General features: G+C 33.1%; 21 protein-coding genes. 11 read left to right on the top strand and 10 right to left on the bottom strand.

Going from position 1 to position 26,737, the window contains the following annotated elements:
* Window positions 1-66 precede the first annotated feature (66 nt).
* A complete protein-coding gene (locus J2W48_RS12140; RefSeq protein ID WP_310281645.1) occupies window positions 67-507 on the bottom strand; it encodes a DUF4268 domain-containing protein in 441 nt (146 codons plus the stop codon).
* Between the two features lie 92 nt (window positions 508-599).
* Between J2W48_RS12140 and J2W48_RS12145 the strand changes: the two genes are divergently transcribed.
* Window positions 600-1,259, top strand: a complete 660-nt coding sequence (locus J2W48_RS12145; RefSeq protein WP_310281647.1) for an NUDIX hydrolase — start codon at window positions 600-602, stop codon at window positions 1,257-1,259.
* Between the two features lie 118 nt (window positions 1,260-1,377).
* Window positions 1,378-2,187, top strand: coding sequence for a lysophospholipid acyltransferase family protein (locus J2W48_RS12150; protein ID WP_310281649.1), 810 nt, complete (start codon window positions 1,378-1,380; stop codon window positions 2,185-2,187).
* A 57-nt stretch (window positions 2,188-2,244) separates the two neighbouring features.
* Here the strand turns inward: J2W48_RS12150 and J2W48_RS12155 are convergent, their stop codons facing one another.
* Complete coding sequence (locus J2W48_RS12155) at window positions 2,245-2,877, bottom strand: hypothetical protein (RefSeq protein WP_310281651.1); 633 nt, start codon at window positions 2,875-2,877, stop codon at window positions 2,245-2,247.
* Between the two features lie 9 nt (window positions 2,878-2,886).
* Complete coding sequence (locus J2W48_RS12160; protein WP_310281653.1) at window positions 2,887-3,381, bottom strand: RNA polymerase sigma factor; 495 nt, start codon at window positions 3,379-3,381, stop codon at window positions 2,887-2,889.
* 151 nt (window positions 3,382-3,532) lie between these two features.
* Between J2W48_RS12160 and J2W48_RS12165 the strand changes: the two genes are divergently transcribed.
* Both J2W48_RS12165 and J2W48_RS12170 read left to right on the top strand, forming a co-directional pair.
* Window positions 3,533-6,301, top strand: coding sequence for a carboxypeptidase-like regulatory domain-containing protein (locus J2W48_RS12165; protein ID WP_310281656.1), 2,769 nt, complete (start codon window positions 3,533-3,535; stop codon window positions 6,299-6,301).
* 4 nt (window positions 6,302-6,305) lie between these two features.
* Window positions 6,306-10,826 (top strand): MG2 domain-containing protein, encoded by a 4,521-nt coding sequence (locus J2W48_RS12170; protein WP_310281659.1) that lies wholly within the window; start codon window positions 6,306-6,308, stop codon window positions 10,824-10,826.
* A 67-nt stretch (window positions 10,827-10,893) separates the two neighbouring features.
* Here the strand turns inward: J2W48_RS12170 and J2W48_RS12175 are convergent, their stop codons facing one another.
* Window positions 10,894-11,955: a DUF3810 domain-containing protein gene (locus J2W48_RS12175; protein ID WP_310281661.1), complete on the bottom strand. Its 1,062-nt coding sequence runs from the start codon at window positions 11,953-11,955 to the stop codon at window positions 10,894-10,896.
* Window positions 11,956-12,183: 228 nt separating this feature from the next.
* Between J2W48_RS12175 and J2W48_RS12180 the strand changes: the two genes are divergently transcribed.
* Window positions 12,184-13,644 carry an aminoacyl-histidine dipeptidase gene (locus J2W48_RS12180; RefSeq protein WP_310281664.1) on the top strand — a complete coding sequence of 487 codons (1,461 nt, stop codon included), beginning with the start codon at window positions 12,184-12,186 and terminating at the stop codon, window positions 13,642-13,644.
* A gap of 308 nt (window positions 13,645-13,952) precedes the next feature.
* Here J2W48_RS12180 and J2W48_RS12185 read toward each other — a convergent pair whose 3' ends face one another.
* The 3 genes from J2W48_RS12185 to J2W48_RS12195 form a co-directional block, all read right to left on the bottom strand.
* Window positions 13,953-14,726, bottom strand: a complete 774-nt coding sequence (locus J2W48_RS12185) for a carboxypeptidase-like regulatory domain-containing protein (RefSeq protein WP_310281667.1) — start codon at window positions 14,724-14,726, stop codon at window positions 13,953-13,955.
* A gap of 88 nt (window positions 14,727-14,814) precedes the next feature.
* Window positions 14,815-16,725, bottom strand: coding sequence for a DEAD/DEAH box helicase (locus tag J2W48_RS12190; protein ID WP_310281669.1), 1,911 nt, complete (start codon window positions 16,723-16,725; stop codon window positions 14,815-14,817).
* A 193-nt stretch (window positions 16,726-16,918) separates the two neighbouring features.
* Window positions 16,919-17,497 carry a non-canonical purine NTP diphosphatase gene (locus tag J2W48_RS12195; protein ID WP_310281672.1) on the bottom strand — a complete coding sequence of 193 codons (579 nt, stop codon included), beginning with the start codon at window positions 17,495-17,497 and terminating at the stop codon, window positions 16,919-16,921.
* Window positions 17,498-17,577: 80 nt separating this feature from the next.
* On the opposite strand from J2W48_RS12195, the gene J2W48_RS12200 reads away from it, so the two are divergent.
* On the top strand, window positions 17,578-19,356 hold the full coding sequence (locus J2W48_RS12200) for an ABC transporter ATP-binding protein (RefSeq protein WP_310281675.1): 1,779 nt from the start codon (window positions 17,578-17,580) through the stop codon (window positions 19,354-19,356).
* On the opposite strand, the gene J2W48_RS12205 is transcribed toward J2W48_RS12200, so the two are convergent.
* Window positions 19,337-19,657: a ribosomal maturation YjgA family protein gene (locus J2W48_RS12205; RefSeq protein WP_310281678.1), complete on the bottom strand. Its 321-nt coding sequence runs from the start codon at window positions 19,655-19,657 to the stop codon at window positions 19,337-19,339. The two genes, J2W48_RS12200 and J2W48_RS12205, sit on opposite strands and share 20 nt — an antisense overlap.
* A 227-nt stretch (window positions 19,658-19,884) precedes the next feature.
* Here J2W48_RS12205 and J2W48_RS12210 point away from each other — a divergent pair, with 227 nt between their 5' ends.
* Together J2W48_RS12210 and J2W48_RS12215 are read left to right on the top strand one after the other, a co-directional pair.
* On the top strand, window positions 19,885-20,334 hold the full coding sequence (locus J2W48_RS12210) for a NanQ anomerase/TabA/YiaL family protein (RefSeq protein ID WP_310281683.1): 450 nt from the start codon (window positions 19,885-19,887) through the stop codon (window positions 20,332-20,334).
* Between the two features lie 79 nt (window positions 20,335-20,413).
* The gene (locus J2W48_RS12215) at window positions 20,414-20,821 is read left to right on the top strand and encodes a hypothetical protein (RefSeq protein ID WP_310281686.1); all 408 of its coding nucleotides are present in this window, start codon (window positions 20,414-20,416) and stop codon (window positions 20,819-20,821) included.
* A 77-nt stretch (window positions 20,822-20,898) separates the two neighbouring features.
* Here J2W48_RS12215 and J2W48_RS12220 read toward each other — a convergent pair whose 3' ends face one another.
* Entirely contained in the window at window positions 20,899-22,413 is a 1,515-nt protein-coding gene (locus J2W48_RS12220; RefSeq protein ID WP_310281689.1) for an FMN-binding glutamate synthase family protein, read from the bottom strand.
* Window positions 22,414-22,439: 26 nt separating this feature from the next.
* Window positions 22,440-23,219, bottom strand: coding sequence for an NYN domain-containing protein (locus J2W48_RS12225; RefSeq protein WP_310281691.1), 780 nt, complete (start codon window positions 23,217-23,219; stop codon window positions 22,440-22,442).
* A 199-nt stretch (window positions 23,220-23,418) separates the two neighbouring features.
* Between J2W48_RS12225 and J2W48_RS12230 the strand changes: the two genes are divergently transcribed.
* The 3 genes from J2W48_RS12230 (at window position 23,419) to J2W48_RS12240 (ending at window position 26,735) form a co-directional block, all read left to right on the top strand.
* Window positions 23,419-23,868: an RrF2 family transcriptional regulator gene (locus tag J2W48_RS12230; protein ID WP_310281694.1), complete on the top strand. Its 450-nt coding sequence runs from the start codon at window positions 23,419-23,421 to the stop codon at window positions 23,866-23,868.
* 24 nt (window positions 23,869-23,892) lie between these two features.
* Window positions 23,893-24,408 carry an azurin gene (azu, locus tag J2W48_RS12235; RefSeq protein ID WP_310281697.1) on the top strand — a complete coding sequence of 172 codons (516 nt, stop codon included), beginning with the start codon at window positions 23,893-23,895 and terminating at the stop codon, window positions 24,406-24,408.
* Window positions 24,409-24,497: 89 nt separating this feature from the next.
* On the top strand, window positions 24,498-26,735 hold the full coding sequence (locus J2W48_RS12240; RefSeq protein ID WP_310281701.1) for a nitric-oxide reductase large subunit: 2,238 nt from the start codon (window positions 24,498-24,500) through the stop codon (window positions 26,733-26,735).
* Window positions 26,736-26,737: the final 2 nt, after the last annotated feature.

The raw sequence follows: 26,737 nt of genomic DNA on the forward strand, positions 1-26,737 counted from the left end.
ATAGATTTAGGTTTTTCAAATATAAAAATTTTGTCCTTATTTGCATCTATTATAAGTATTTCTTTATTAAATATTTTCTATATCCTTAATAAACTCATCATACTCTAGATAGAACATTTCCAAAGCATTCATTTTTTCGAAATAAAAATCAAAAATAGCATCCCAATTATTACGATTACTAAAGCCAACTCCATTTTTTTCTACCCATATACGGCTAATGACTTTACCACTTTCAAGTGTATGATTTTTTTCAAACACCAAATCTTTCACGAATTCCTCCTCCAGAATATTTTTTAAGGCTTCCAGTTTTTCAAAATAAGCAATTCGTTTTTCATCGTTTCGGTGTTCAATATCAATTAAAACCTGTGCTTTTTTATTGTCAACAAAAAATTTAAAAGAAAAATCTTTTATCTTAGTGTCATAAAGCACCCATTTCCGTGGAAATTTTTCGGCAAAAGTTACCCAGAATTCTCTTTTTAATTGTTGTGATTCTTGTTTACTGTACATTTTTATGGCTTTGAATTCTGGAAAACTTGTAAAAAGGTGTTTTCTGAACTATATTTATATTTTATTTGAAAGTACAAAAATAAACTTTGCTTATGGATTTTCAATGTTTTTTGCAATATGTACCGCATATAATTCCAGTCATGTTGCCAGCTGAAAGTGCACATGCAAAAATGGCTCCTTTAGAACGGATAAACGATCTTAAAAATCTAGATTTAGAGGCAAAAAATCCGAGAATAGCTGCGGTAATGATGTTGTTTTATCCCAAAGAAGGAAATACCCATTTAATACTGATAGTTCGAAATACTTATAAAGGTATTCACTCGTCTCAAATCGCATTTCCAGGTGGTAAATATGAAACTTTTGATACAGATTTTCAAGAAACAGCTTTGAGGGAAACGCAGGAAGAAATTGGTGTCGCTCCAGAAAAAATTAATGTTATTAAACATTTTACCCCAATGTATATTCCGCCCAGTAATTTTTTAGTGCATCCTTTTTTAGGGGTTTCAAAAGAAGAACTCCTTTTTTATCCAGATTCCAGAGAGGTAGCTGATATTATAGAATTGCCTTTATCGATGTTTTTAGATGATGAAATTATTATTGAAACGATGTTGACTACTTCATATGCAGATAATATTCTGGTTCCTGCATTTAAAGTTGAAGAACATTTGGTTTGGGGGGCAACAGCTATGATATTAAGTGAATTGAGAGACGTTTTAAAATTGACTTTTGAAATTGACCTACAAAAAATATAAACTTAACAATTTGATATTCATTAAGATATCTTTTTGTTGTTGAAATTGTTTAAAGTCATTGCTAAATGAATAAATTTTGTATGTTTGCGAACTTAACAAAAAACACAATACATACGTTATGGGATTGTTTAAACGAAATCCTTTTGGACATATATTATTCATCAAAAAATGGTTAATACGTATTTTGGGAGCAATGACGCACCGAAGATATAGAGGTTTTAATGAATTGCAGATTGAAGGCTCTGAAATAATTAAGACATTGCCTGATACGAATGTATTATTTATTTCAAATCATCAAACTTATTTTGCAGATGTTGTAGCAATGTTTCATGTGTTTAACGCAAGTTTAAGCGGACGTCAGGATACGATTAAGAATATTGGTTATCTGTGGCAACCGAAAATGAATTTGTATTATGTTGCTGCCAAAGAGACCATGAAAGCAGGTTTGTTACCCAGAATTATGGCATACGCGGGTGCCATTACCGTTGAAAGAACCTGGCGGGCAAAAGGGGTGGATGTGACAGAAAAAAAGGATGTAAATCCAAATGATACAGAAAATATCAGAGTTGCTCTTGAAGATGGATGGGTAATTACTTTTCCACAAGGAACAACAAAATCATTTAAGCCAGTACGCAAAGGAACAGCACATATTATAAAACAGCACAAACCTATTGTAATTCCTATAGTAATTGACGGATTCCGTCGTTCTTTTGATAAAAAAGGATTGCGAATGAAAAAGAAAAATATTCTCCAGTCATTCATCATCAAAGAACCTCTTGATATTGACTATGAAAATGATTCTATTGATGAAATTGTTGAAAAGGTGGAATTCGCTATAGAACAACATGCATCCTTTTTAAAAGTTATTCCGGCAGAAGAATTAAAAGCACAAGAGGAACTTAATAAATTGAGGAAATGGGATTATTAATGATTATAAGTTTCAAAATTTGACCAGAATTTGGAATTCATAATTTTTGAACCTCTCTTAGAAATCAATTTTCTTTAATTCTTTATAATTTCCATATAATCGGCGTAAAAGTGTTCCATAAAGTAATCTGTAAAAGCACCAGAACACTCCTAAAAGTATTAAGGTAATAAAAAGAAAAGTTCCCGCTGTAAACAATGTGGCAAATCCCTTAGCGTCTAATTTTTCCCTAACAAATTGCATATCCGGATTGTATACAAATCCTATAAAAAAGCTAAATATAGAGGTTATAACAATCATTCCTAAATTGTACCAAACATAATATTGTACTGTCTTTCTGGTTTTCAAAATATTACTCATCAACAATTTTGTAGATTCGATTGTTGATATTGTTTTATAGCTTTTATAGAAGTAATAAATAAAGACTAAAATAATTACATAATTTGTGTACATTAAAAGATCACCAAAAAAGATCATTTCAGGATGTTTTATTTTAATCAGCATATCATCTACACTAGAAAAATAGTTAGAAATAGTCCAAAATATAACCTCTAAAATACTGATAATCAATATCCATTTTACAGTCGAGGATGATTTTTTATGTATCATTTTGTAAATCTCTTTTTCAGAAATCTGCTCAAAAGAATCCGAGTTCTTTTTCCAGTCTTTTTTTAATAAATCCAGTTCTTTCATGGTGGTATTTTAAGGATTTAATATTTTTTTGAGTTTCCCTTTAATTCTGTTCATTTTCACACGAGCATTCACTTCGCTTATCCCTAATGTTTCGGCTATTTCCTGATAATCCTTGTCTTCTAAATACATAAAAACTAATGCTTTTTCGATGTCATTTAACTGATAAACTGCTTTATACATCAATTTAATCTGTTCTTCCTCTTCATAATTGTAATCAACATCTTTTACAAAATGCTGATGACTTTCGTATTCTACAGTGGATATGGTTCTTTTGGTTTTTCGGTATAGGGTAATGGCGGTATTCAATGCCACGCGGTAAGTCCAGGTCGAAAATTTGCTGTCGCCCCTAAATTTCGGATACGCTTTCCAGAGCTGAATGGTAATTTCCTGAAACAAGTCTTTGTGAGCATCTTCGCCGGCAGTATATAATCTACAAATCTTGTGGATTATATTCTGATTTGCCTGCAATTGTGCAACAAATGACTGTTCTGGATTATCGCTCATGTTGTATTAGTAGTATTGTAAGCTTTTTTGTTACCGTGAAAATAAAAATAATTTTAGATTAAAATAAGATTTTAGTAGTAATCTTAATGAATTTTAATTTTCTTTCCAACCTTTTAGCCAGAATCGCTCTCTCTATATAAAAGCCAACTTTATGAAACCACAATTACTATTAGCCTTTCTTCTTGTAACAATATCCGGATTTTCACAAAATTTATATTATGGTAATATAAGCGAAAACGGAGTGCCAATTCCTGGTGCTTCAATCTGTGTTGTAAACACTTCAAGATGTACCACTTCTGATTTCGATGGAAATTACTCCATCGAAGTTAAAATTGGTGATCAATTAAAGATTTCTTTTATCGGAATGAAAACTCAAATTATTAAAATTACTAATCTTAATTTTCAAAAAAACGATCAAACAGTATGGCATATTTTAAGTGATGATTATAGTAAGAAATTAAAGAAGCCAACAGATTCTGTGAAAATTTCGGAGTCTTCGGGAACTTTTGATTTCAATCTTTTGGAAGGCATGGGAGGGCAGCATTTAATGAAAATTGACAAAAGTGCTGATTATGTTTATAGTTTGAGATATAAAAGCGAATATCATAAATTGTCTTTTGAAGCGAGTCAGGAATTGGTTGTTTCATCACCAATTCGAATGCCGTACTATCAAAAAACGTATGCACAGGGAAAAAGTCAAAATGGCCAATTGATTTATCAATCTCCTGAAACAAATGAAATTTTCAGCTGGGGACCAAATGTCAATTCTTTAGAATATTCAGCAAATCCATCTGAATATTATCCGCAGGGAAATATTGTAAATAAGGCATTTGGTAATGGAAATTTAGTACAACTTTATAATCCGAATAATTTTTTCAAAAATACAGTGGATAATAAATACTTGCTTAGTACTCAAATTGAAGGGTCAAGGGGTAATTTTATGAAAATAAATTTTGTTTATAAAACAGGCAGAATCACGATTCCAACAAGCAGAAATAATGAAATTGCCACTTCTGTAAAATATTTTAGAAATGTTTCCAGACACAGCAAAATTGAAACCATTTTATCTTATGATGATTTCGAAAACAATCTTCCCAATTCAAATTTTACAGTAAATAAGATTGTTTTTGCCAATGCCATTACGCCCATTCATTTTGATAATCAGTTTGCTTCGACATTATCAAATGGTTTACAGCGAAGTTATGCTGCGTCTGAAAATAATCCTTATTATTTGATTCAGAATAATGAAGATAAAAATAAAAGCAAAACAATCTCATTTAATTTTAATCATAAATATGCCAAGCTTGAAAATTTGAATACTGTAAACACCAGTTTTCAATCTTCTGAAATTACAAACACAAATGGTCAGGATTTTTATTTTGCCGGAATTGCTACTCCTAATTTTAATAAGAGAATCGAAAGATTCACAAATTTTTCAGCTTCAGATGTTTTTAACCATACTGTTAATAATCAATTATTTATAGAATCAAAAATTGATTTCAGGTTTCAGGAACGAAAATTTGAAAGAAATTATTTTACCGGATTTACATCTCCAAAAGATTTTCCTGAAAACAGTTTGAATCAAAATAAATTAAATGTTATACAGCAGCGATTTGAAATTTTTTACAATGCTAATGTATCTTATACTTTGCAGGATATTCTTTCTTATTATGATGAATTGGTTTTAAAAGCAAGTGCCAACCTGAATTATTCTTCAACTGTTAAAGGAAAGTTTATGCCCAATTTTCTTGCTTCCGCAGAAATAAAAAGACTTTTTGATGAGCAGCTTTCGTTGAGTATTAGTCAGTCTTATAATCAGGTTGAGCCTTCTTTACAAAATAACAATTTGAATTTTAATTCTTTACGTTATAATGTAAATCAGTTTAAAGAGCTGCAGAATAATTTAGAGCTAATAACGCCCAAACATGCCATTCCAACAGAAGAAATCAGTACAAACTTAGGTCTGGCTTATAACTTAAATTATCAATGGAATTTTAATTTTACCTTCTATCATAAAAGGGTTGAAAACTTATACGTTCCCAATTTTAACCTGAATGTCGTTAATTGGTCGCCCGATGTAAATTATAAGCAGAATGGCGTTGAATTTGAAATACAAAAAACAATTTATGGCAGAAGGTTTAGCTATAATTTCAATTTGAATTTTACTCATTATAAAAATAAAGTCATAAATATCAACAATAATCTTAGCAGAATTCCATTTGCCGGTTTTGCTGATGTTAATAAAAGTTATATTGTTGGGCAGCCGCTAGGAGTTATTGTAGGTAACGGTTATTTAAGAGATAATAATCAAAATATAATAATTGATGATGATGGTTTTCCGATGGAAGATTCACAACCGAAAATTTTAGGAGATCCTAATCCGGATTTTGTTGTTGGTTTTTTCAATACATTAAAATATAAAAATTTTGCACTAAATATTTCTTTTGATTGGAGTCAGGGCGGTGAAATGTGGAATGGAACCCAACAGGCCTTAAATTATTACGGCAAATCTGAAGTGACGGAAAAGCAGCGAAATATTACCAATTATGTTTTTGAGGGTGTAACACAAGACGGATCGGTAAATACAAAAACAGTTGCTTTTTATGATGCCAATCTTCCGACTGGACAAAATCGCTGGACAAGATACGGAATTGACGGCGTTGCAGAAGATGCAATTGAAGATGCCACATATTTTAGATTGAATTCCATCAGTTTATCTTATTCAAACAATTCAGATTATCAACTTAAAAAATTTAACTATACCCTTTCTTTTTTTATAAATAACGTATTTGTTTTGTCTAAAAGCAAGACTGCTTTCAGTAGTAATTCGATGTTTAATTCTGTAGATTCAGGCGGATTAGATTATTTCAATGCACCAATGATGAGAAGTTTCGGCTCTTCCTTAACCATTAAATTTTAACAAGATGAAAAACTTAAAATACATATTGTTTTTACTATTATTTCAGACTGTAAAAGCGCAAAACATTGAAAATATCTGGGAAACTGTTTACCAAAAGCCAATTACAGAGAAAGTTTATCTTCAGCTAAATAATGTGTTGTATGTTCCCGGCGAAACTGTTTATTTTAAAGCATACATTGCTGAAAACGACAACAGTCCCACTACTTTGAGCGATTACCTTTATATCGATTTATTTGATAGTGCCAATAAAAAAATAACGACTCAAAACTATACAGTAGAACACGGAAGCGTATCAGGTTCTTATAAAATTCCTGAAGATGGAGCTGCAGGAATGTACAAAATCAGGGCTTATACCAGACTTCAGAATCAGACTTCGGAAAATATTTTTGAAAAGACCTTTTTTGTACAGAAGGTTGTTTCACCCAGAATTTTGATGACACTCGATTTTAAGAAAAAAGCGTATGGAAAAGGAGAGATTTGTGAAGCTGATTTTGAGCTTAAAAATTTAGAAAGTCAGCCTGTACGAAATTACGCTTTTAACTATGATATTTTCATTGCCGGAAAAAAAATAGATTCTCTTTATGGAAAAACCGATAAATCAGGAAAAGCAGTGGTACGATTCAGGCTTCCAAATGACTTAAAATCTAACGACGGTATACTGAATGTAATGCTGGATTATGATAATTTCAAAGAATCGGTGACGCGTTCAATTCCTATAAATTTAAATTTTATAGATCTCCAGTTCTTACCGGAAAGCGGCAATTTTGTTTTAAACGAAGCTTCGACATTGTATTTTATAACAAAAAACGAATTTGGACGGCCAATGGACGCCGCTGGTTTTATTGAAGATGAAAAAGGAAATAAAATTATCGATTTTAAAAGCGTTCATGATGGAATGGGCAATGTGATTTTGAAAACAGAAGAGAGCAAAAAATATTTTGCAGTAATTACTTCTCCATTTAAATCCGAAGAAAAAATAGAATTGCCATTAGCCAAAAAAAGTGTTTTTGTGATAAATGCAGTGAAGAACACCAAAAATGTTTCTTTAAAAATTTATGCTCCGTTGGCAATTGAAGCTAAAGTTTTAGTTCGAAATATAGCAAAAATTCATCAGTCGATTAATTTGAATTTGAAACAGGGATGGAACTTGTTGGATATAAAAACAAAAGATTTTCCGGTTGGGATTCAGTCTTTTTCTTTATTAGTTGAAAATAAAATCGTGGCCGAAAGACTTGTGTTTTTGAATTATCAGGACGGCCTCAAAATAGAAATTAAAACAGATAAACAAACCTATTTGCCAAGAGAAAAAGTAAAGGTTGCTATTGTTACAAAAGATAAAAACAATGTACCAATTGCATCGAATGTTTCAGTTTCTGTTGTCGATTCAAAATTGCTCACTTATATTGATGATAAGCAGGATACTATTTTGTCATGGATGTTTCTTGGGGCCGAGTTAAAAGGAAAGATTCATGAACCAAGATTTTACTTCGATAATAACAAAAAAATTGAGAAAAAAGAGCTGGCCATTGATTTGCTTTTAAATACACATGGCTGGAGAAAATACAATCAGGGAAATCTTGAAAAATTACTTTCTGAAGGGAAAAACCTTGAACCCGAAAAGGGTAATGTAATTGAAGGGTTTGTGCAAAACCATAAACAAAAGCCTGTTTCGGCAAAGGTTCTTTTTTTTACAGATAAAGGTAAAGTATTTGAGACAAAAAGTAATTCAAGCGGTTATTTTAAGTTTAATAGAATTCCGTTTTCAGATTTGGCCTATTTGGCAGTCGAAAGTAAAAATAGCCGCCAATACACTATAACAAATTCAATTTCAAACGAAGCTGTTTTTCTTAGAATGAAAGACACACTTTCGAATACAGATATTCTGGAGGTAAGTTATAATGATTTGAAATCTAAAAATGAGATAGTAAATACAAAACCAACTGTAAATCCGATTTTATTAGATTCAGAAAATAATTCTCTTCAGGAAGTTGTAGTAGTAGGATATGGTTACCAGAGAAGATCATCGCTAACCGGATCAATGTCAGTTGTTACTCGTCAGGATGTTTCTTCTTCATTAAATGGGAGAGCTGCGGGCGTTCAAATTACATCTGGATCTGGCCAGTCAGGAGGGTCTGATAAAATTAGAATTCGGGGTATATCATCAATTTATGGAAGCCGATCATCGGGTCAGCCGTTGATTGTTGTTGACGGAATTCCTTATGCAAACAATGAAAATTCGTCTATTTTGGGAAGGTTGTCTCCTAATTCGATCGAATCAATTGTCCTGTTAAAAGATGCTTCTGCTGGAGCTATTTATGGTTCAAGCGGTGCATATGGCGTTATTTTAGTGACAACAAAAAATAAATTGCTTAGTGGAAATATTATTTTAGGGAAAAAGTATAATTACACTTTTCAGAACATTTTAAAATCGGCTACAAAACAGCTTAATGAAGCAGATTATTTTTATGCGCCAAAATATGTATCAACAATTGTCGAAGAAAAAACAGATTTTAGAAGCTGTATTTACTGGAATTCGGTTGTACAGACAAATAATAAAGGGCAAGTTAACTTTGAATTTTACAATTCAGATGACAATACTTCTTTCAAAATAGTAGCAGAAGGAACTTCTTATAAAGGAGATATTGGAAGAGCAGAAGCATCCTATGCAGTAAAAGAATTGATTCAGAGTGATGTAAAAGTTCCCATTTATACTTCACAGGAAGATATTATTCGAATACCAATCTGGTTGAAAAATAATTCTGAAAACAATTTGAAACTGAATTGCAAAGTTGATTTTGATAAAACAGAGCATAATAATCCGTTAGTAGATTTAAAATCAAATGAAACCAAAACAATTTATATTTCGATAACAGCCAATAAGATTGGTAAAAAAATTCCTTTGGAAATTACATTAGAAGGAGAAAATTACAGAACAAAAATCCTAAAGTTTATTGATGTTTATGCAAAAGGTTTTCCGATGAATGTTGATATTGCCGGAACTAAATCGCAGCGTACAGATTTTACCATTACGGATCCAATGCCAGGTTCAGTTGATGCCGGATTTAAACTATTGTATAATCCATTTTCTTCAATTTTTGATGGGCTGCAAAGTATGATGCGGGAACCTTCCGGATGTTTTGAACAGGTTTCGTCATCGAATTATCCTAATATAATGGCAATGCAGTTATTGAAATTCAGCAATACTTCGCCAGAATTTAAAGAAAAAGCTTTGAAATACTTAGAAATTGGATACAAAAAGTTAAGAAACTATGAATCGAAAGAGGGCGGTTATGAATGGTACGGAGGTAATCCCGGGAATGAAGCTTTAACGGCTTATGGATTATTGCAATTTCACGAAATGAAGGAATTTATCAATATCGATAAAAATTTAATTGAAGGAAATTTAAAGTGGCTGAATTCCAGAAAAGATAATAAAGGCGGTTTTAATCAAAACCCGGCAAAATATGGTTTCTCAGGAATTAAGTATGTAGTAAATAATGCTTATATCGTATATGTTTTATCAGAAGTAGGTCAAAAACATTTTGATAAACAATATGAAACTGCTTTAAAGGAAGCACTGGAGAGTAAAGATTTATACCGAATGGAATTAATGGCATTGACTTCTTTTAATTTGAATAAAATGCCGGAATATAAACAATTGATAAAATTAGTTAAAGCTGGAATTGAGAAGCAAAAATTCAAGGATTTAAAAGCAGAACAATCAATCATCAATAGTTATGGCAGATCGATGAGTATGGAAATTGCCTCACTTTACGCTCTTGCTTTATTGAAAGAAGGTAAGATTACAAAAGAGGTTTCTGACGTGTTAGATTACATTCAGTCATCTAAAAGTGTTTATGGATTTGGATCAACACAAGCCACGGCCTTAGCTTTGAAAGCCATTACAGAATACACTAAAATTGCCTCTTATACGGCGCCTTTGAAGGATGCGATCCTACATTTGAATAATCAGTCCATTGGTACATCTCAGAAAGAAAAAGATGGAAATGTCATCTTGAAAAATCTAAATGTGAATGCAGGAAATAATAATTTCTCTATTCAAATTCCTGATGAAGCTTCAGTGCCTTATTTGTTTTACGTGCAATATCAGACCTATAAGCCTAACAATTCTAAAGATTGTAAGTTAGTTTTAAAAACAAGGATAGCAAGCAATGTGTTGAAAATCAGTGAAACAGCCAGAGTCGAAATTGAAATACAAAATAAAAGTACAGAACAGCTTTCGAACCCAATAGCAAGAATAGGAATTCCAGGAGGAATGACACCTGAACCATGGCAGTTAAAAGAACTTGTAGAGAAAAATATAATCGATTATTACGAAATTTTTGATAGCGAATTAGTGTTTTATTTCAGAAAATTTGACAGCAGAGAAACCAGAAAAATCAATATCGATTTAAAAGCAATTATTTCCGGAAAATATAAAGGAGTGGCTTCTTCAGCTTATTTATATTATGAAAATGAACACAAAAACTGGAATCAGGGATTAGAAATTGAAGTATTACCATAATTTTTTGACACTATCCTAACAGGTTTTTAAACCTGTTAGGTATTTTAAGGTTTTCAATTTCCTTAAATCAAAAATCTTTCCCTTTATAATAATTCACCATCAAATCTATAAACTTACTATAACCCTCCATGCCATCTTTCTGATGGTTTATTTTTAAGAAATTATCATAAAAAATATGAAAGCCTTCATCGATAAAGGTGTCGTACTGTTTCCAGAAATCCTGACTTTCCTGATAGTTTTTTAATATTCCGACATGAACAGTTTTCTTTAACTGATCAAATATTTTTTCGTTTTTAAACTGCCAGATACTTAGGCAATATCGCAAGGCAAAGCTATAACCAGAATATTGATAATATAAATTTTCGTTTTTAACAGAAGCCAAAACGCCAATAAAATTGCATTCGCTTTCACTTGCATACCCCATTTGATGGGCCATTTCGTGGCAACTCGTTACCGGAAAATTGTACATGGGTAATAAATGGTTTACCTGGGCTTCATTGGTAAATGGATTAAGATAACCGCCAAAACCCATATAAGTTAAAGGTAGACTGAATAGTGATTTTTTGACACTTGGAATTTCATATTTAAAATACGGATATTCTTTGGCCAGATTGTTATAACCATTCAAATTCATTTTGAAAGCCTCGTTTTGAGAATATGGAAAAACGATTTTAGCACTGTCATTTTTGGTAATTTGAAACTGAATTTCGTTGGTTTTAATGATCAATTTCTTTGTAAAAACAAGTAGTTCAGCATCAGTATATTCTCTTTTAATTTTCATTTTTTCAAAAAGTGGTTCTCTGTAATAATTGAAAGCCCAAAGAAAATGGAAGAAAAAGTAAAAAACAGAAAGAACGCTTAATGCTTTTAAGAGATTATTTTTCCAGTTTGTTTTCCATGTTTTGCGTGTTTTCCAAAACCATCGAATCAAAAACAGAATCAAAATGGAATAAACAACATCGCCAACTGAAAAAGGAATTCTGCCTAATATGATTCTCAAAAAAAGCGAAATTTTTACATACAATCCATTACTGTAAAGGCGTTCTGTAAATTCCGGGAAATAGGGAAGGATTTTTAAAATCAGAATCTGAATTAAAAGAAATATAGGCAGAAGGTATTTTGATTTCACAATATAAATTTAAATATGTAAATATAATTACAATTGATTGATTAAAAAAAGGCAGCCACGAATTCCACGAATTATTAATTTTTTCTTTAACCTTCAAATTAGCAATAACCCGGTAATCCAATTTCAGACCCATTCTAATTTGTGCTAATTCGTGCAATTCGTGGCTAAAAAAGCATTTAAACTTTGTAACTTTGGAGCTCTTAATTGTTAAACTTCAAACAAAATATAATGAGTCAGGAAATAAGAAATCTGGAACCTAAAGTACTATGGAATAAATTTGCCGATTTGAATGCAGTTCCACGTCCTTCAAAGAAAGAAGAGCGTGTAATCGAATTCATGAAAAACTTTGGAAACAGCTTAGGTTTAGAAACTTTTGAAGACGAAATCCGAAATGTAATCATCAGAAAACCGGCAACTCCGGGGATGGAAAACCGTAAAGAAATTGTTTTACAGGGGCATTTGGATATGGTACACCAAAAAAATGCAGACACTGTTTTTGATTTTGATACTCAGGGAATAGACATGTATGTTGATGGTGACTGGGTTCGTGCCCGTGGTACAACTCTTGGAGCTGACAATGGATTAGGAGTAGCTACCATTATGGCTATTTTAGAGAGTAAAGATATTCCGCACCCTGCAATTGAAGCATTATTTACGATTGATGAAGAAACCGGGATGACAGGTGCCTTGAATCTTAAAGGTGGAATTTTGCAAGGTCAGATTTTATTGAATCTGGATACTGAAGAGGATGATGAAATTGATATTGGCTGTGCCGGGGGAATTGACGTAACAGCTACAAGAACGTATCATGAAGAAGTAGTTCCGGAAGGATCAGTGGGACATATTATTACTGTAAAAGGACTTAATGGAGGGCATTCCGGAATGGATATCCATAAAGGTTTAGGAAATGCGAATAAAATCATGAACCGTTTGTTATTCGATGCTTTTGAAAATTTTGGATTGCAGGTAGCAGAAATAAATGGTGGAAGTCTTCGTAATGCGATTCCGAGAGAAAGTGTAGCGAAAGTTATTATTTCTGAAATGTTCGATGAAGCGTATATTTTTGATATGCAGGAAATCATCAACGATATAAAAACGGAATATAAAACTACAGAACCCAACTTATCAATTGAAATCGTAAAATGCGATTTACCTGAAAAAGTAATGGATTTAGGTGTTCAGGAAGGTATCATCAGGGCGATTTACGCTGCACACAACGGCGTTTACAGAATGAGTGCGGATATGGAAGATTTAGTTGAAACTTCAAATAATATTGCACGTGTTATAGTAAAAGATGGAAAAATAGTAGTGGGATGCTTAACACGTTCTTCTGTTGAAACGTCAAAATTTGATTTGGCCAATTCTTTACGCTCTGCATTTGAATTAGTGGGTTGCGAAGTAGAACTTTCTGGGTCGTATCCAGGTTGGACACCAAATGTAAAGTCTGAAATATTAGATGTTTTGACTGGAATTTATGAAAAACAAAATGGCGAGAAAGCAAAAGTAGTAGCTTGTCATGCTGGTTTGGAATGTGGGATTTTAGGAACCAATTATCCTGAGATGGATATGATTTCTTTCGGTCCAACTATTCATGGAGCACATTCACCTGATGAAAGGGCCAGTATTTCATCTGCTCAAAAATACTGGAAATTTGTATTAGAAATTCTTTCAAATATACCGGCTAAGTAAAAATAAAGTTTCAGTTTTTAGTTGCAGTTTTCAGTTAGTTTAGCTGAAAACTGCGACTGCGACTGAATACTAAATTAATCTCTTTTAGGAGTATTTTTCTTTTCTCTCTTTTCTTCTTTTTTTTCCTTAGCCGTTTTTAGCGGTTCTTTTTTTGCTGTTTTCTTAGCATCCTGACTCTTTGCCATAATAATGTTGTTTTATTTATACAATTTAATAACAAGTAAATATAAGGTTTTTATAATCCTAAAAGGCACAAAAAAATCCCCAATTTTTAAAAGCGAGGATTATACTTATTTTAAAGATTTAAATTATTTTCGTTTCAGTACTTTGTATTGTTCATAGCAGGCACTAATAGCGTCCATAATTTGCAAATCATTAGCACCTTGAATAAAAGACTCAGAATAATTGCATCGCTCTAAAATTTGAGGAATTTCATCTTTGCTTACACCCAAAAGAACAGATACAGTTTCGCGGTCATATTTTGTCTCTAAAAGATTTCGAACAGTGTCATCTTTCCTCATTTCTTTAAGTTTCTTGAGCTCTTTTCCGTTTTTTCCAAAAAAATTATAAAGCATATCGGCAGGATTAAAAATAGACCCTAATACTTTTCCGAAAGCATTTGGCGAATATTCACCCGCCTCATAACCTTGTGTAAGACCAGAGATACTGTAACGGTAATTTTCTTTGGTTGGAATTAATTTAGAATCGACTTCAAGATATCCTGTTAAATTAAAGGGTGCAATAATAACTTCTTCAAGAGCAATTGCTTTTTCTGTAAGCTGAATTCTCGTTACTTTATTTTTTATCCAGTCATTTGTAACACGAATTCTCAAAGACTGAAATCCTAAGATAGAAAAATGAAGTGTATCATTTACCTGTACATCAATTTCGAAATACCCATTGGCATCAGACATTGCTCCACGAACTTTGTTTGTGTTAATAATATTTACACTTGAAAGCGGCTGCTTACTATTATCATTAATGATATAACCAGAAACCCTTTGCGGGAAAGTTGATTCAGTTTCTTGTGCTAAACTGATACTTGATAGTAATATAAAAAAGAAAACTGCGAAATATTTCATATCCTGATTTAAAGCACTAAAAGTAGTAAATCAGGATTAAATATTTCGCAGTCTTCGAATATAATTATCAGAAAATTAACAAAGAGAATTAATCTCTTCTTGGTCTTCTTGGTCTTGGCGAATCACCAAAGCTTTCAGAACGTCTTGGAGCTCTGTCTGAACTACCTTCGCTTCTTGGAGCTGAACTTTTAAAGCCACCTTCTCTTTTGGGGGCAGATGAGTTTCTGTCGCTTCTGAAACCACCTTCTCTTGGAGCTGAGTTTCTGTCGCTTCTAAAACCACCGCCAGAACCTTCACGTCTTGGGGCAAAACTTCCCTCACGTCTTGGTGCAGAACTGCGTCCACCACCGCCACTGCGTCCATTATGGTCACGTCTTCCGCCACCATCATTTTTAGAAATTTCAACATTAATACGACGTCCTTCTAATTGTACGTTGTTTAATATTTCCATTACTTTATCAGTATGTTCAGGATCAGTGTTAAAGAAAGAGAAACCTTCTTTTACATCCACTTTGAAAACGTCATCACGACCTAAGTCTAATGTTTCTTTCAAATAATCCTTAAGTGTCATCCAGTCAAAATTGTCTCTTGAACCAATGTTTACAAAATAACGGGTTGCTCCGTTATTATTGAATTCTCTTGGTTCAGAATCACTTCTTTCACGTCTTTCTCCAGATTGAGCAGAGATATCCCTGTTCTTTTTGTAGTAAGCAATAAAACGGTTAAATTCTACTGAAACCATTTTTTTGATCAGCTCTTCTTTAGATAAATCTTCAAGAACGTTGTTGATTGCTGGTAAATAGTTGTCAATTTCGTGATCAACTTCAGTATCTTTAATTTTAGTTGCTAAGTGCAATAATTGAATTTCGCAGATTTCAATTCCAGACGGAATTGTTTTTTCTTCAAACTTTTGTTTGATGATTCTTTCGATAGAAGAAATTTTACGCAACTCACTTTTTGTAACAATTACAATAGAAGTTCCTAATTTTCCAGCTCTGCCTGTACGTCCTGAACGGTGATTGTATGTTTCAATTTCGTCAGGAAGCTGGTAATTTACTACGTGAGTAATATTATCAACGTCAATACCACGTGCAGCAACGTCAGTAGCAACAAGCATCTGAATTTGTCTTCCACGGAAAGATTTCATTACCCCATCACGTTGTGCCTGAGATAAATCTCCGTGCAATGCAGCGGCACTGTATCCATCTTCAATTAATTTTTCAGCTACAGCTTGTGTATCTCTTTTAGTACGACAGAAAACCACAGAGAAAATATCCGGGTTTGCATCGGCCAAACGTTTTAAAGCTTCATAACGATCACGGGCATTTACTAAGTAAAATTCGTGAGAAACTGTTGCAGAACCTGAATTTTTGGTTCCAACAGTAATTTCTACAGGATCGCTCATGAATTGTTTTGCAATTCTGGCAACCTCAGCTGGCATAGTTGCAGAGAACAACCATGTACTTTTTTGATCTGGAGTATCGGATAAAATAGAAACAATATCCTCATAAAATCCCATGTTCAACATTTCGTCAGCCTCATCCAAAATACAGTAATCTATATTTTTTATGTTAACCAGACCTCTGTTGATCATGTCCTGCATTCTTCCAGGAGTTGCCACAATAATTTGTGCTCCTCTCTTAATGTCCCTAGCTTGCTCTGTAATACTAGCCCCGCCGTAAACTGCTACCACATTAATACCTTTCTCGTATTTTGAGTAGTTTTTAAGTTCGTTGGTAATCTGTAAACAAAGTTCTCGTGTTGGCGATAAAACTAATGCTTGTGTATTCCTGTTGTCAGCATCAATTTTTTGAATTAGCGGAAAACCGAAAGCTGCCGTTTTCCCTGTCCCTGTCTGAGCCAACGCAACCATATCCGTGTCTTTTTCCAATAATAGGGGAATCGCTTTCTCCTGTACTTCCGACGGATTCTCAAATCCTAGATCTAAAATCGCCTTCAGTAACGATTCATTCAATCCTAATTGTTCAAATTTATTCATATGTGTATTTAAAATAGGGTGCAAAATTACTGTTAATTATTCAGATAAACTAATGCTATTTTAAGAATTATGGATTTGTTATGATTTGATTATCAAAAAGTTATGTTTAATGTAAAAAGATTTTGATAAGAAATTTTAAAATTAACGTCTGAAAATATAAATTTTACCTATTTAAATGTTGTATTTTAAACAATTATGAGATGGAGTTCAGGAAATCAATTAGTTGCTGTGTAGCTTTTGCACGATGGCTGATTTTATTTTTAATATCTGACGATAACTCAGCAAATGTTTCCGTAAAGTTTTCCGGCTGAAATATCGGGTCATAACCAAAACCATGATTACCTTTCTTTTCTAAAATAATTTTCCCTTTTGCAATTCCAGTAAATAAATGTTGTTCTCCATTTATATTTAATGCAATAACTGTCTTAAACTGGGCACTTCTGTCTTCTTTATTGTTTAATGATTCTAAAAGTTTATTCATATTATCATTAGAATCTCGTTGTTCTCCCGCATATCTGGCTGAATAAACGCCTGGTTCGCCGTTTAAGGCAAGAACTTCTAAACCGGTATCATCTGCAAAACAATCGTAACCATATTTTTGAGTTACATAATTGGCTTTCAAAACAGCATTTCCTTCAATAGTATCAGCCGTTTCAGGAATTTCTTCGTAACAGCCAATATCTTCGAGACTTAGTAGTTCTGTCGATCCGTTTAGGATACTCTGAATTTCTTTGATTTTATTTAAATTATTAGAAGCGAAAACCAGTTTCATAATTGTATATTTAGGTGTAAGACTATTTTAAGCACAAATTTAGAATTCTTATATTTGATATAGTATCTAAAATAAAATAAATGCAATTATCAGTTCTGTATAAAAAAATAATGCCTTTTGTTAAGCCTTACAGAAAAATGGTCATTGCTACTTTATTACTTACATTTTTGGGCTCATTTGCTGCACAGGTAAATGCATTAATTTTAAAATATACAGTTGATACAATTAATAATCTAATGGTAGCCCACGAACCTCTGTCAAAAGGATTTCATCTATTAGGCATAATTAGTATTGTATTGCTGACAAAAGAATTGGTAAATTCAGTTGTTCAATTTGGACAAAAATTTTATGGAGAGAAACTCCGCATTTTTATAACCCGTGATATTTCTCAAACAATCGTCGAAAAAATTCTCAGCTATAGGATGGAATTTTATACTTCTGATGAAAATGAAAGCGGAAAACTTCAAACAAGAATTGATTTAGGTATTAGTAGTTTAACTAGATTGGTTCAAAACTTTTTTATAGACATTCTGCCTTTGTTCGCCAATGCGTTTGTTGCTTTAATAATTATGTTCTATGCCAATTTTTATGTTGGTTTGGTTAGCTTGTGCATTATACCAATTTACTTTTTTATCAGCCAATTACAAGCAACTAAGTTAAGTGGTTTTAGACGGAGGATGCGAACCTATCGTGAAACTAAAAATAACGGGATTATAAGTCTGATTGAATCTATAACCGTTATTAAATCATTTGTACGTGAACCTTCAGAAGCTGATCGTCATCAGAAAATTCAGTTTGAAATGACCGAAAATCAACTGGAAACCAGAAAAACCAGTTTTATTTTTGAAAGCGTTAAAAGTTTTGTCGAACAAATAGGAATGGTAATCATCATTATTCTGACAGCATATTTTGTGCTAAATAATACTATGACTATTGGGGCAATCATGTTTCATATTATGCTATTTAATAATGTTTCGGCGCCAATCAGGCAATTGCACCGAATTTATGATGAAGTAAATGATGCCTTAATTTATTCTGAAGGCTTCTTTGATATTTTAGAATCTGAACAGGAAATAGAAACCAGCGGAAATTACATACCGGAAAAAATTGTTGGGCTGATTGAGGTAAAAAATGTAGATTTTACTTATCCAAATGGAACTAAAGCACTTTACAATATTTGTTTCACAGTAAAACCGAATGAAACAACGGCTTTAGTTGGACTAAGCGGAGCCGGAAAAAGTACCGTCATCAATTTGCTGGATAAATTTTATTTGCCGTCATCTGGACATATTTATCTGGATGGAGTGGATCTAATTGATTATGATACAGATTTCCTTCGCAAGAATATTGGATTAGTGCTTCAGAAAAATCATATTTTTAAAGGTACTATCGCTGAAAATATTTTATACGGAAATCCGGATGCTTCAAAATCAGAAATAATTGAGGCGGCAAAACAAGCTTACATTCATGAGCAGGTAATGCAATTGCCAAAAGGTTATGATTCTGATGCTCATTTACTTTCCGGTGGACAGCAACAACGAATTGCAATTGCCAGACTTTTTCTAAAAAATCCGCCAATAATATTCTTAGATGAACCAACGGCAAGTTTAGACGCCATTGCTACAGAACAAATAAAAAAATCACTGGATGCTATTAAAAAAGACAGAACAGTGATTATAATATCGCATAGCATTTCCCAAATTATTGATGCCTCTAATATTATTGTTCTTGAAAAAGGGAAATGTGTAGAAAAAGGCACTCATGATGAATTGTATGATAATAAAGGAGCTTACTATCAGATATTTATGGCAATGGCAAACAGTTTAAATATTGAGAAAATTACGCAGACTTTTGATTAAAATACTTCAACGTAAATTCTGAAATAAAAGCAATCAAAATTCCAAAAGTGTAAGCTAAAATATCTGTCCATAAAAAACCTTGTCCTAAAACGTACCTTCCAAAAAACGTTTTTCTAAGTTCAGACATCCAGTTTCCTTGGTATAGCTGTAAAAACTCAATTCCGTAACAGGTCATCAGGGACAATACAACTATTTGGTGCGCTTTTTTGTTAATGAAAATGATTCTGATTAAAACATAAATCATAATGGCATATAGAAAATCGCCAGTACATAATGGAATCGAAGTAGCTTTTCTTGACATAATTCCAAGAAAAATAATCAAGAGTAAAAGGATAAAATAACGGATTCTGTATTTTTTCAAATGTAATGTTTAATTATTTTATGAGAATTTTTTGATTGCCAAAGTTACAAATATGAGGAAAGTAAAAACAACTAATTTGATAATCATATAATTTTAGTTACATTCAAATAAGTTTATATAGTATTTTTACAATTAGGAATAAACCAAATTCAAACTAAAATACAATTATGATTCTAGATTCGTTAGAAAATGCAGGTAAATATGAAGTTTTACATCCTTCCTTCAGGAAAGCTTTTGATTATTTACGACAAAATGATTTAAAAAATCTTCCGGCAGATTTTAAACATGAAATTGAAGGAGTGAAGTTTTTTGGATATAATGGAAAAGGAAAATCTGAAGAAGAAAGTTTAGCAACTTTTGAATGTCATGATAAGAATATCGATATTCAGTTTTGTATAAGTGAAAGTGAAACTTTTGCATGGAAACCACGAGCCAAATGTGTATTGCCAAACGGAGGCTACAATGAAGAGAAAGATGTGCGTTTTTTTAAAGACCAACCAGATACTTTTTTTGAATTAAAAGAAAATCAGTTTGTAATACTTTTTCCGGAAGATGTTCATGCTCCAATGATTAGTACAGGTACATTGAATAAAATGGTGATAAAAGTCGAAATATAATTTGATATCAAGTTTTATTAAAGTTTCTTAATCGTATTAAAGAAGCTTTTTTTGCAAAATAACCTCAAAATTAAGAGCTATGATTAAAAGGATTACTCAAATTTCGTTTACTATTATTCTTCTGTTTTTATTGGTAAGTTGTAAAAATACCAAGCAAAAAATTCAGGAACATGTTAATACTTATAACAATACTGCAGCACTTTTTGAAGGAGAAAACATTAGGGGAACTACTGCTAAAGGTTTTTTGGCTGACAATAAAATCGAACTTAGAATTGAAACCGATTTAGAGCAAAACCAGTCAAATAAATTAGTGTCTAATCAGGTGTTTCCCAAGTTCCTTGCTGAAATGATCAAGAGTGATAGGATTTCTAAGGATCTAATTGACGAAGGAGTGATTTTTGATGTTTATTTTTTAGCCAGCAACAATACTATTTTAAATCAGAAACTTATAGATAAAGAAGGATTAGTAGAATTGACGAAAAAATAAGTCGAATTTTTTAAATTGAAAGATTTGCAAATTATATAATTTAAAAGCCTCTTATTTAAAATTAGAGGCTTTTAAGTTTAATGATGTCTGATAACATTGCTTAAGTTATCAGGGAAATAAGAATCTGAAAGAGCAGAAAATTCATCTCCCCGCATAAAAATATTAATATCAACATCAGCATAACTATTTTTTCCTGCTGCAGCTAAAAGTTCATTGGCAGCATGTAAGGTGTTTTTATGAAAATGGTATACTCGTTCTGATTTATCAGTTACAACCAAACCCTTCATCAGCATTTTATTCTGCGTTGCAACACCCGTAGGACATTCGTTATTATGACAGCGTAATGCCTGAATGCACCCTAACGAAAACATAAAGCCTCTTGCACTGTTGCACATATCGGCACCTAATGCAATGGCGTGCAAAATAGAATAACCGGAAATGATTTTTCCGCTGCCAATAATGCGAATTTTGTCCCGAATATTTAACCCGACTAAAGTTTTGTTGACGAAAATCAGGGCAGGCGCAAATGGCATTCCAACACCGTCAGCAAATTCTAAGGGAGCAGCTCCTGTTCCTCCTTCGGCACCATCAACAGTAATGAAGTCCGGATAACAATCCTCTGCGATCATTTCGTGACAAATGGCTTCAAATTCCGTAGTATTTCCAATGCATAATTTAAATCCAATTGGCTTTCCGTTGGATAATCCACGTAATTGTTTAATAAAATGTACTAATCCTTTAGCATCAGAAAAAGCACTGTGACTAGGAGGAGAAAGAATCATGGTGTGAGGTTCAACGCCTCTTATTCGGGCAATTTGTTCCGTGTTTTTAGTGGCTGGCAGCACACCTCCGTGGCCTGGTTTTGCACCCTGTGAAAGTTTAATCTCTATCATTTTTACATTAGGGAGATTTGCTTTTTCTGAGAATTTTTCAGGATTGAAATTCCCTTGTGCATCACGACATCCAAAATATCCCGTTCCGATTTGCCAGGTAATATCACCTCCGCCTTCCAAATGATAATCCGTTAAACCACCTTCACCGGTGTTTTGATAAAATTTTCCTTTTTGTGCCCCAATATTGATAGCACGAACAGCATTTTCACTTAACGAGCCAAAACTCATGGCTGAAACATTTAATATAGAAGCCAGATAAGGTTGTTTACAGTCTTTTCCGCCCACTAAAACACGAGGTAATTCCTCATTGACTTTTGTGGGGAAAATAGAATGCTTTATACCTTCATAATTTCTGTCATTAAGATTTAACTGTGTTCCAAATGGAGTACTTGAATCTATATTTTTGGCTCTTTGATACACTAAAGAACGTTGGTTTCTGGAAAATGGTTTCCCATCAGTAGATTTTTCTATAAAATATTGCTGTATTTCAGGAGCTATCATTTCGAACAAATATCTGAAATAGCCAAGGACTGGAAAGTTTCTTAAAATAGCATGTTTTTTCTGGATAGAATTAAAAATTCCGACTACCAATAAGATTGGTAAAGCAATCAATAGTAAAAATCCAAGTTTAAAATAATAATATATTGCTGCGACAATCAGAAACAATAAGAATCCGTAAATAAAGAATTTTTTTCTCACGTTTATAAATAATTTGTTTTTTTGAATTAATTGAATCGTAAACGTACGTATACATGTTTGATTCCTTTTTTATCAGATTCCCGTTCGTCAATTTCAAGAATATCGGTTAATGATTTTAACATAGGTGTTAGTTTGGAAAAACCGTAATTTCTTGGGTCAAATTCGGGCTTTTTCTTTACGATAAGATTTCCAACATCCCCCAAAAATGCCCAGCCATCATCATCTTCAATGTCTTCGATTGTTGCTTCGATCAGTTCAATAGTAGCGGCATCAATTTTGGCTAAAGCTTTAGCAGCAGGTTTTTCTACAGGTTTTTTAGAATCGGCTGTGGCAGGTTTTGGTTTTTTCTTCTGAATAGCACCATCCAAAACTTCGATATAGATAAATCGGTCACAGGCAACAATAAAGGAATTTGGAGTCTTCTTTTCTCCAATACCAATCACTTTCATGCCGGATTCCCTTAAACGAATAGCAAGACGTGTAAAATCACTGTCGCTGGAAACTATGCAAAAACCATCTAATTTCCCGGAATAGAGTAAATCCATGGCATCAATAATCAAAGCCGAATCTGAGGAGTTTTTACCTACCGTATAACTATATTGCTGAATGGGGGTTATGGCATGTTCAAGTAAAACGCCTTTCCATCCATTAGAATTGGGTTTTGTCCAGTCCGCATAAATACGTTTGGTGGTTGGAGTGCCGAATTTTGTTATTTCTTCCATCATACCTTTTACATTGCTGTACGGTACATTGTCAGCATCAATTAGAACGGCAAGTTTCAGGTCTTTAGTATTGCTTAAAGCCATTATTTAGATATTAAGAATTAAGTACATTCAAAGTTAAAATTAAAATTGGGTTTTTATATGATTTAATCTCAAATATGTGTTTTTGAATTTAGTTAATTATTTTACTTATAAATAACAATTTGTAGAAGGAAATTAATTAAAGATAAATTTGTCTTTTATTATAATAATAAATACATTTGTAAAAAAATAATGAATAGTTATGTTTTCAAAAGCATGTGAATACGGAATTAGAGCTTCTATATTTATAGCAACCAAATCTTCACAAGGAATAAGGGTTGGAATAAAAGATGTTGCAAAAGAAATCGATTCTCCAGAACCATTTACTGCAAAAATTATGCAGATTTTGACTAAAAACGGAATCATTCATTCGGCTAAAGGAGTGGGAGGAGGCTTTGAAGTTTCCAGTGAAGCTGTAAAATCGATAAAATTAATTCAGATTGTAGACGCTATTGATGGCGATAAAATATACAGGGGATGCGGAATCGGACTGAAACAATGTTCAGAGGACCATCCTTGTCCCGTTCATCACGAATTCAAAAAAATAAGAGGTATCCTTTTAGAAATGCTCACAAAAACGACTTTAGAACAGCTCGCTTCAGGAGTAAAAGCAGGAGATTTTTATTTAAAAACATTAAATACAAACAATTAACACTTATAAATAGCTAAAATGAATATGAAAACCAAAATTTCACTATTAATCCTTATGGGGTTTTTAACAATAACATCTTGCGGAAAAAAAGAAACAGCACCTGCAGACCAATCAACAGAAATGACTGAAACAGAAGGAGAAACTGTAACGGATCCGGAAGTTGTTAGTAATGTTTTAGTCATCGAGGGAAATGATCAAATGCAGTTTAGTGCCAATGAATTGAAAGCTGTTGCAGGCAAGCCAATTACGCTAACTTTAAAGCATGTTGGAAGGATCCCCAAAGAAGCAATGGGGCATAATTTAGTTATTTTACAGGAAGGAACAGACGAAGCTGCTTTTGCTGCCAAAGCTATCGAAGCCAAAATCACTGATTATATTCCGGCTTCAGAAAAAGCTTCTATAATTGCCCACACTAAATTAATTGGAGGCGGTGAAGAAGATACAATCGAATTTACAATTGACAAAAAAGGGACATACAATTTTCTTTGTACTTTTCCTGGCCATGTGGCTGTGATGAAAGGGGTATTAATTGTTGAGTAAATAACGTTAGCTCCACTCCTGGTAATGGTTTTGGAGTTTTTTTTAAAATAAATAAAAGACAAAAAAGTCTTTTATTAAATAAAATCAAAATGACAAGAGAAAAAAAATTATGGATAGTATTTGCTTTGGTAATGACTATCTCTTTTGCAGTGCTTGGTTACTATGGTTATGAAATTTACCAGCAGGCACCTCCAGTTCCAGCGAAAGTTGTTTCAGATAGCGGTAAACTGATTTTTTCTGAAGAAGAAATTAAAGACGGACAAAATGTCTGGCAAAGTATAGGAGGGCAGGAAGTAGGTTCTATTTGGGGACACGGTGCCTATGTAGCACCGGACTGGACTGCCGATTGGCTGCATAGGGAAGCCGTTTTTATACTTGATAAATACGCAAAAGAAGACTTTAATAAAAAGTTTGAAGATTTAGATGCTGAAAAGCAATCAGCCTTAAAAATCCGATTGCAGAAAGATTTGCGAACTAATCGATATGATCCCAATTCAGGTGTTCTTACGATATCTGAAAATCGTGTGGCAGCCATCGAAAGTTTAAGCAAATATTACAAAGGGCTTTTTACAGATGATCCTAAATTTGATAAGCTGAGAGGAGAATATGCGATTCCAAAAAATTCCATAAAAGAGGAAGGGCGGATGCATAAAATGAATGCATTTTTCTTCTGGGCAACATGGGCAACGGTAACGCAGCGACCTGATTCTGATATTTCGTATACGCACAATTGGCCATCAGATGAACTGGTAGGAAATAAAGCAACAAAAGAACTTTTAATTTGGTCCGGGGTCAGTGTTATTTTATTGATTTTAAGCATCGGAATTCTGGTTTTTTATCATGCCAAATCCGGTGAAGAGGAGGATTTTTTGCTTCCTGAAGAAGATCCGATCATCAAACAGGGCAAAACGCCATCAATGGGCCTGGTTACGAAATATTTTTGGATTGTTAGTTTACTGATGATTCTACAAATGGTTTTCGGAATAATTACAGCCCATTATGGTGTTGAAGGTAACGGATTTTACGGAATTCCGATAGACCAGATTTTACCTTATGCCGTTACCCGTACATGGCATACGCAATTGGCCATTTTCTGGATAGCAACTGCCTGGCTGGCGACAGGATTATATATCGCTCCGGCAGTATCCGGCAAAGATCCTAAATTTCAATGTTTTGGAGTGAACTTTTTGTTTTTTGCTTTGTTAATTATTGTTTTGGGCTCAATGGCCGGGCAATGGTTTGGTGTAATGCAGAAATTAAATCTGGTAGAGAATTTCTGGTTTGGTCATCAGGGTTACGAATATGTTGATTTAGGTCGTTTCTGGCAGATTTTCCTTTTAGTAGGATTGTTTTTATGGCTGGCTTTAATGGTACGACCATTAATTCCGATTCTAAAGAAAAAAACACAAGAAAAAAACCTAATCATTTTGTTCCTGATCTCTTGTGCTGCAATCGCAATGTTTTACGGTGCGGGATTAATGTGGGGAAGACAAACAAATCTGGCCATTGCAGAATACTGGAGATGGTGGGTAGTTCACCTTTGGGTTGAAGGTTTCTTCGAAGTTTTTGCTACCGTAGTTATGGCATTTTTATTTGTTCGATTAGGATTATTGAAAACTAAAACCGCAACATTAAATGTTTTATTTGCAACCATAATTTTCATGTCCGGTGGTATTTTAGGAACGTTTCATCACCTGTATTTTTCCGGAACCCCAACAGCAATTATGGCATTCGGAGCTACGTTCAGCGCTCTGGAAGTCGTTCCTTTAACCTTAATCGGATTTGAAGCTTATCAGAATTACAAAATATCAAAATCAACACAATGGATTATTGATTATAAATGGCCCATTTATTTTATGATTTCAGTGGCATTCTGGAATTTCCTTGGAGCCGGAATTTTCGGATTCATCATCAATCCGCCAATAGCACTCTATTATGTGCAAGGTTTAAATACAACGCCTCTCCACGCTCACACTGCTTTGTTTGGCGTTTATGGAATGCTGGGAATTGGATTGGTTTTATTTGTATTGAGAAGTTTATACAGGAATGTAAACTGGAATACAAAACTGCTTAAAATTACTTTTTGGTCGTTAAATATCGGTTTGTTTTTGATGGCTGTGCTGAGCTTACTTCCAATAGGTGTCTGGCAGGCAATTGAAAGTATTGAACACGGAATGTGGTATGCGCGTTCATCAGAATTAATGCAGCAACCGGCAATGATTACGCTAAAATGGCTTCGCGCTATAGGGGATTCTATCTTCGGGATTGGATTTATAACAATGGCGTGGTTTGTATTTGACCTGACTTTAAAAAATAAAAATAAATAAAC

This window comes from Flavobacterium piscis, assembly GCF_031457575.1.
Classification (GTDB): domain Bacteria; phylum Bacteroidota; class Bacteroidia; order Flavobacteriales; family Flavobacteriaceae; genus Flavobacterium; species Flavobacterium piscis_A.

What these genes read in the sequence shown, in the direction of transcription:
- J2W48_RS12140 (WP_310281645.1), bottom strand. Translation starts at nt 507, where the DNA reads ATGTACAGTAAACAAGAATCACAACAATTAAAAAGAGAATTCTGGGTA.
- J2W48_RS12145 (WP_310281647.1), top strand. Translation starts at nt 600, where the DNA reads ATGGATTTTCAATGTTTTTTGCAATATGTACCGCATATAATTCCAGTC.
- J2W48_RS12150 (WP_310281649.1), top strand. Translation starts at nt 1,378, where the DNA reads ATGGGATTGTTTAAACGAAATCCTTTTGGACATATATTATTCATCAAA.
- J2W48_RS12155 (WP_310281651.1), bottom strand. Translation starts at nt 2,877, where the DNA reads ATGAAAGAACTGGATTTATTAAAAAAAGACTGGAAAAAGAACTCGGAT.
- J2W48_RS12160 (WP_310281653.1), bottom strand. Translation starts at nt 3,381, where the DNA reads ATGAGCGATAATCCAGAACAGTCATTTGTTGCACAATTGCAGGCAAAT.
- J2W48_RS12165 (WP_310281656.1), top strand. Translation starts at nt 3,533, where the DNA reads ATGAAACCACAATTACTATTAGCCTTTCTTCTTGTAACAATATCCGGA.
- J2W48_RS12170 (WP_310281659.1), top strand. Translation starts at nt 6,306, where the DNA reads ATGAAAAACTTAAAATACATATTGTTTTTACTATTATTTCAGACTGTA.
- J2W48_RS12180 (WP_310281664.1), top strand. Translation starts at nt 12,184, where the DNA reads ATGAGTCAGGAAATAAGAAATCTGGAACCTAAAGTACTATGGAATAAA.
- J2W48_RS12185 (WP_310281667.1), bottom strand. Translation starts at nt 14,726, where the DNA reads ATGAAATATTTCGCAGTTTTCTTTTTTATATTACTATCAAGTATCAGT.
- J2W48_RS12190 (WP_310281669.1), bottom strand. Translation starts at nt 16,725, where the DNA reads ATGAATAAATTTGAACAATTAGGATTGAATGAATCGTTACTGAAGGCG.
- J2W48_RS12195 (WP_310281672.1), bottom strand. Translation starts at nt 17,497, where the DNA reads ATGAAACTGGTTTTCGCTTCTAATAATTTAAATAAAATCAAAGAAATT.
- J2W48_RS12200 (WP_310281675.1), top strand. Translation starts at nt 17,578, where the DNA reads ATGCAATTATCAGTTCTGTATAAAAAAATAATGCCTTTTGTTAAGCCT.
- J2W48_RS12205 (WP_310281678.1), bottom strand. Translation starts at nt 19,657, where the DNA reads ATGTCAAGAAAAGCTACTTCGATTCCATTATGTACTGGCGATTTTCTA.
- J2W48_RS12210 (WP_310281683.1), top strand. Translation starts at nt 19,885, where the DNA reads ATGATTCTAGATTCGTTAGAAAATGCAGGTAAATATGAAGTTTTACAT.
- J2W48_RS12215 (WP_310281686.1), top strand. Translation starts at nt 20,414, where the DNA reads ATGATTAAAAGGATTACTCAAATTTCGTTTACTATTATTCTTCTGTTT.
- J2W48_RS12225 (WP_310281691.1), bottom strand. Translation starts at nt 23,219, where the DNA reads ATGGCTTTAAGCAATACTAAAGACCTGAAACTTGCCGTTCTAATTGAT.
- J2W48_RS12230 (WP_310281694.1), top strand. Translation starts at nt 23,419, where the DNA reads ATGTTTTCAAAAGCATGTGAATACGGAATTAGAGCTTCTATATTTATA.
- azu (WP_310281697.1), top strand. Translation starts at nt 23,893, where the DNA reads ATGAAAACCAAAATTTCACTATTAATCCTTATGGGGTTTTTAACAATA.
- J2W48_RS12240 (WP_310281701.1), top strand. Translation starts at nt 24,498, where the DNA reads ATGACAAGAGAAAAAAAATTATGGATAGTATTTGCTTTGGTAATGACT.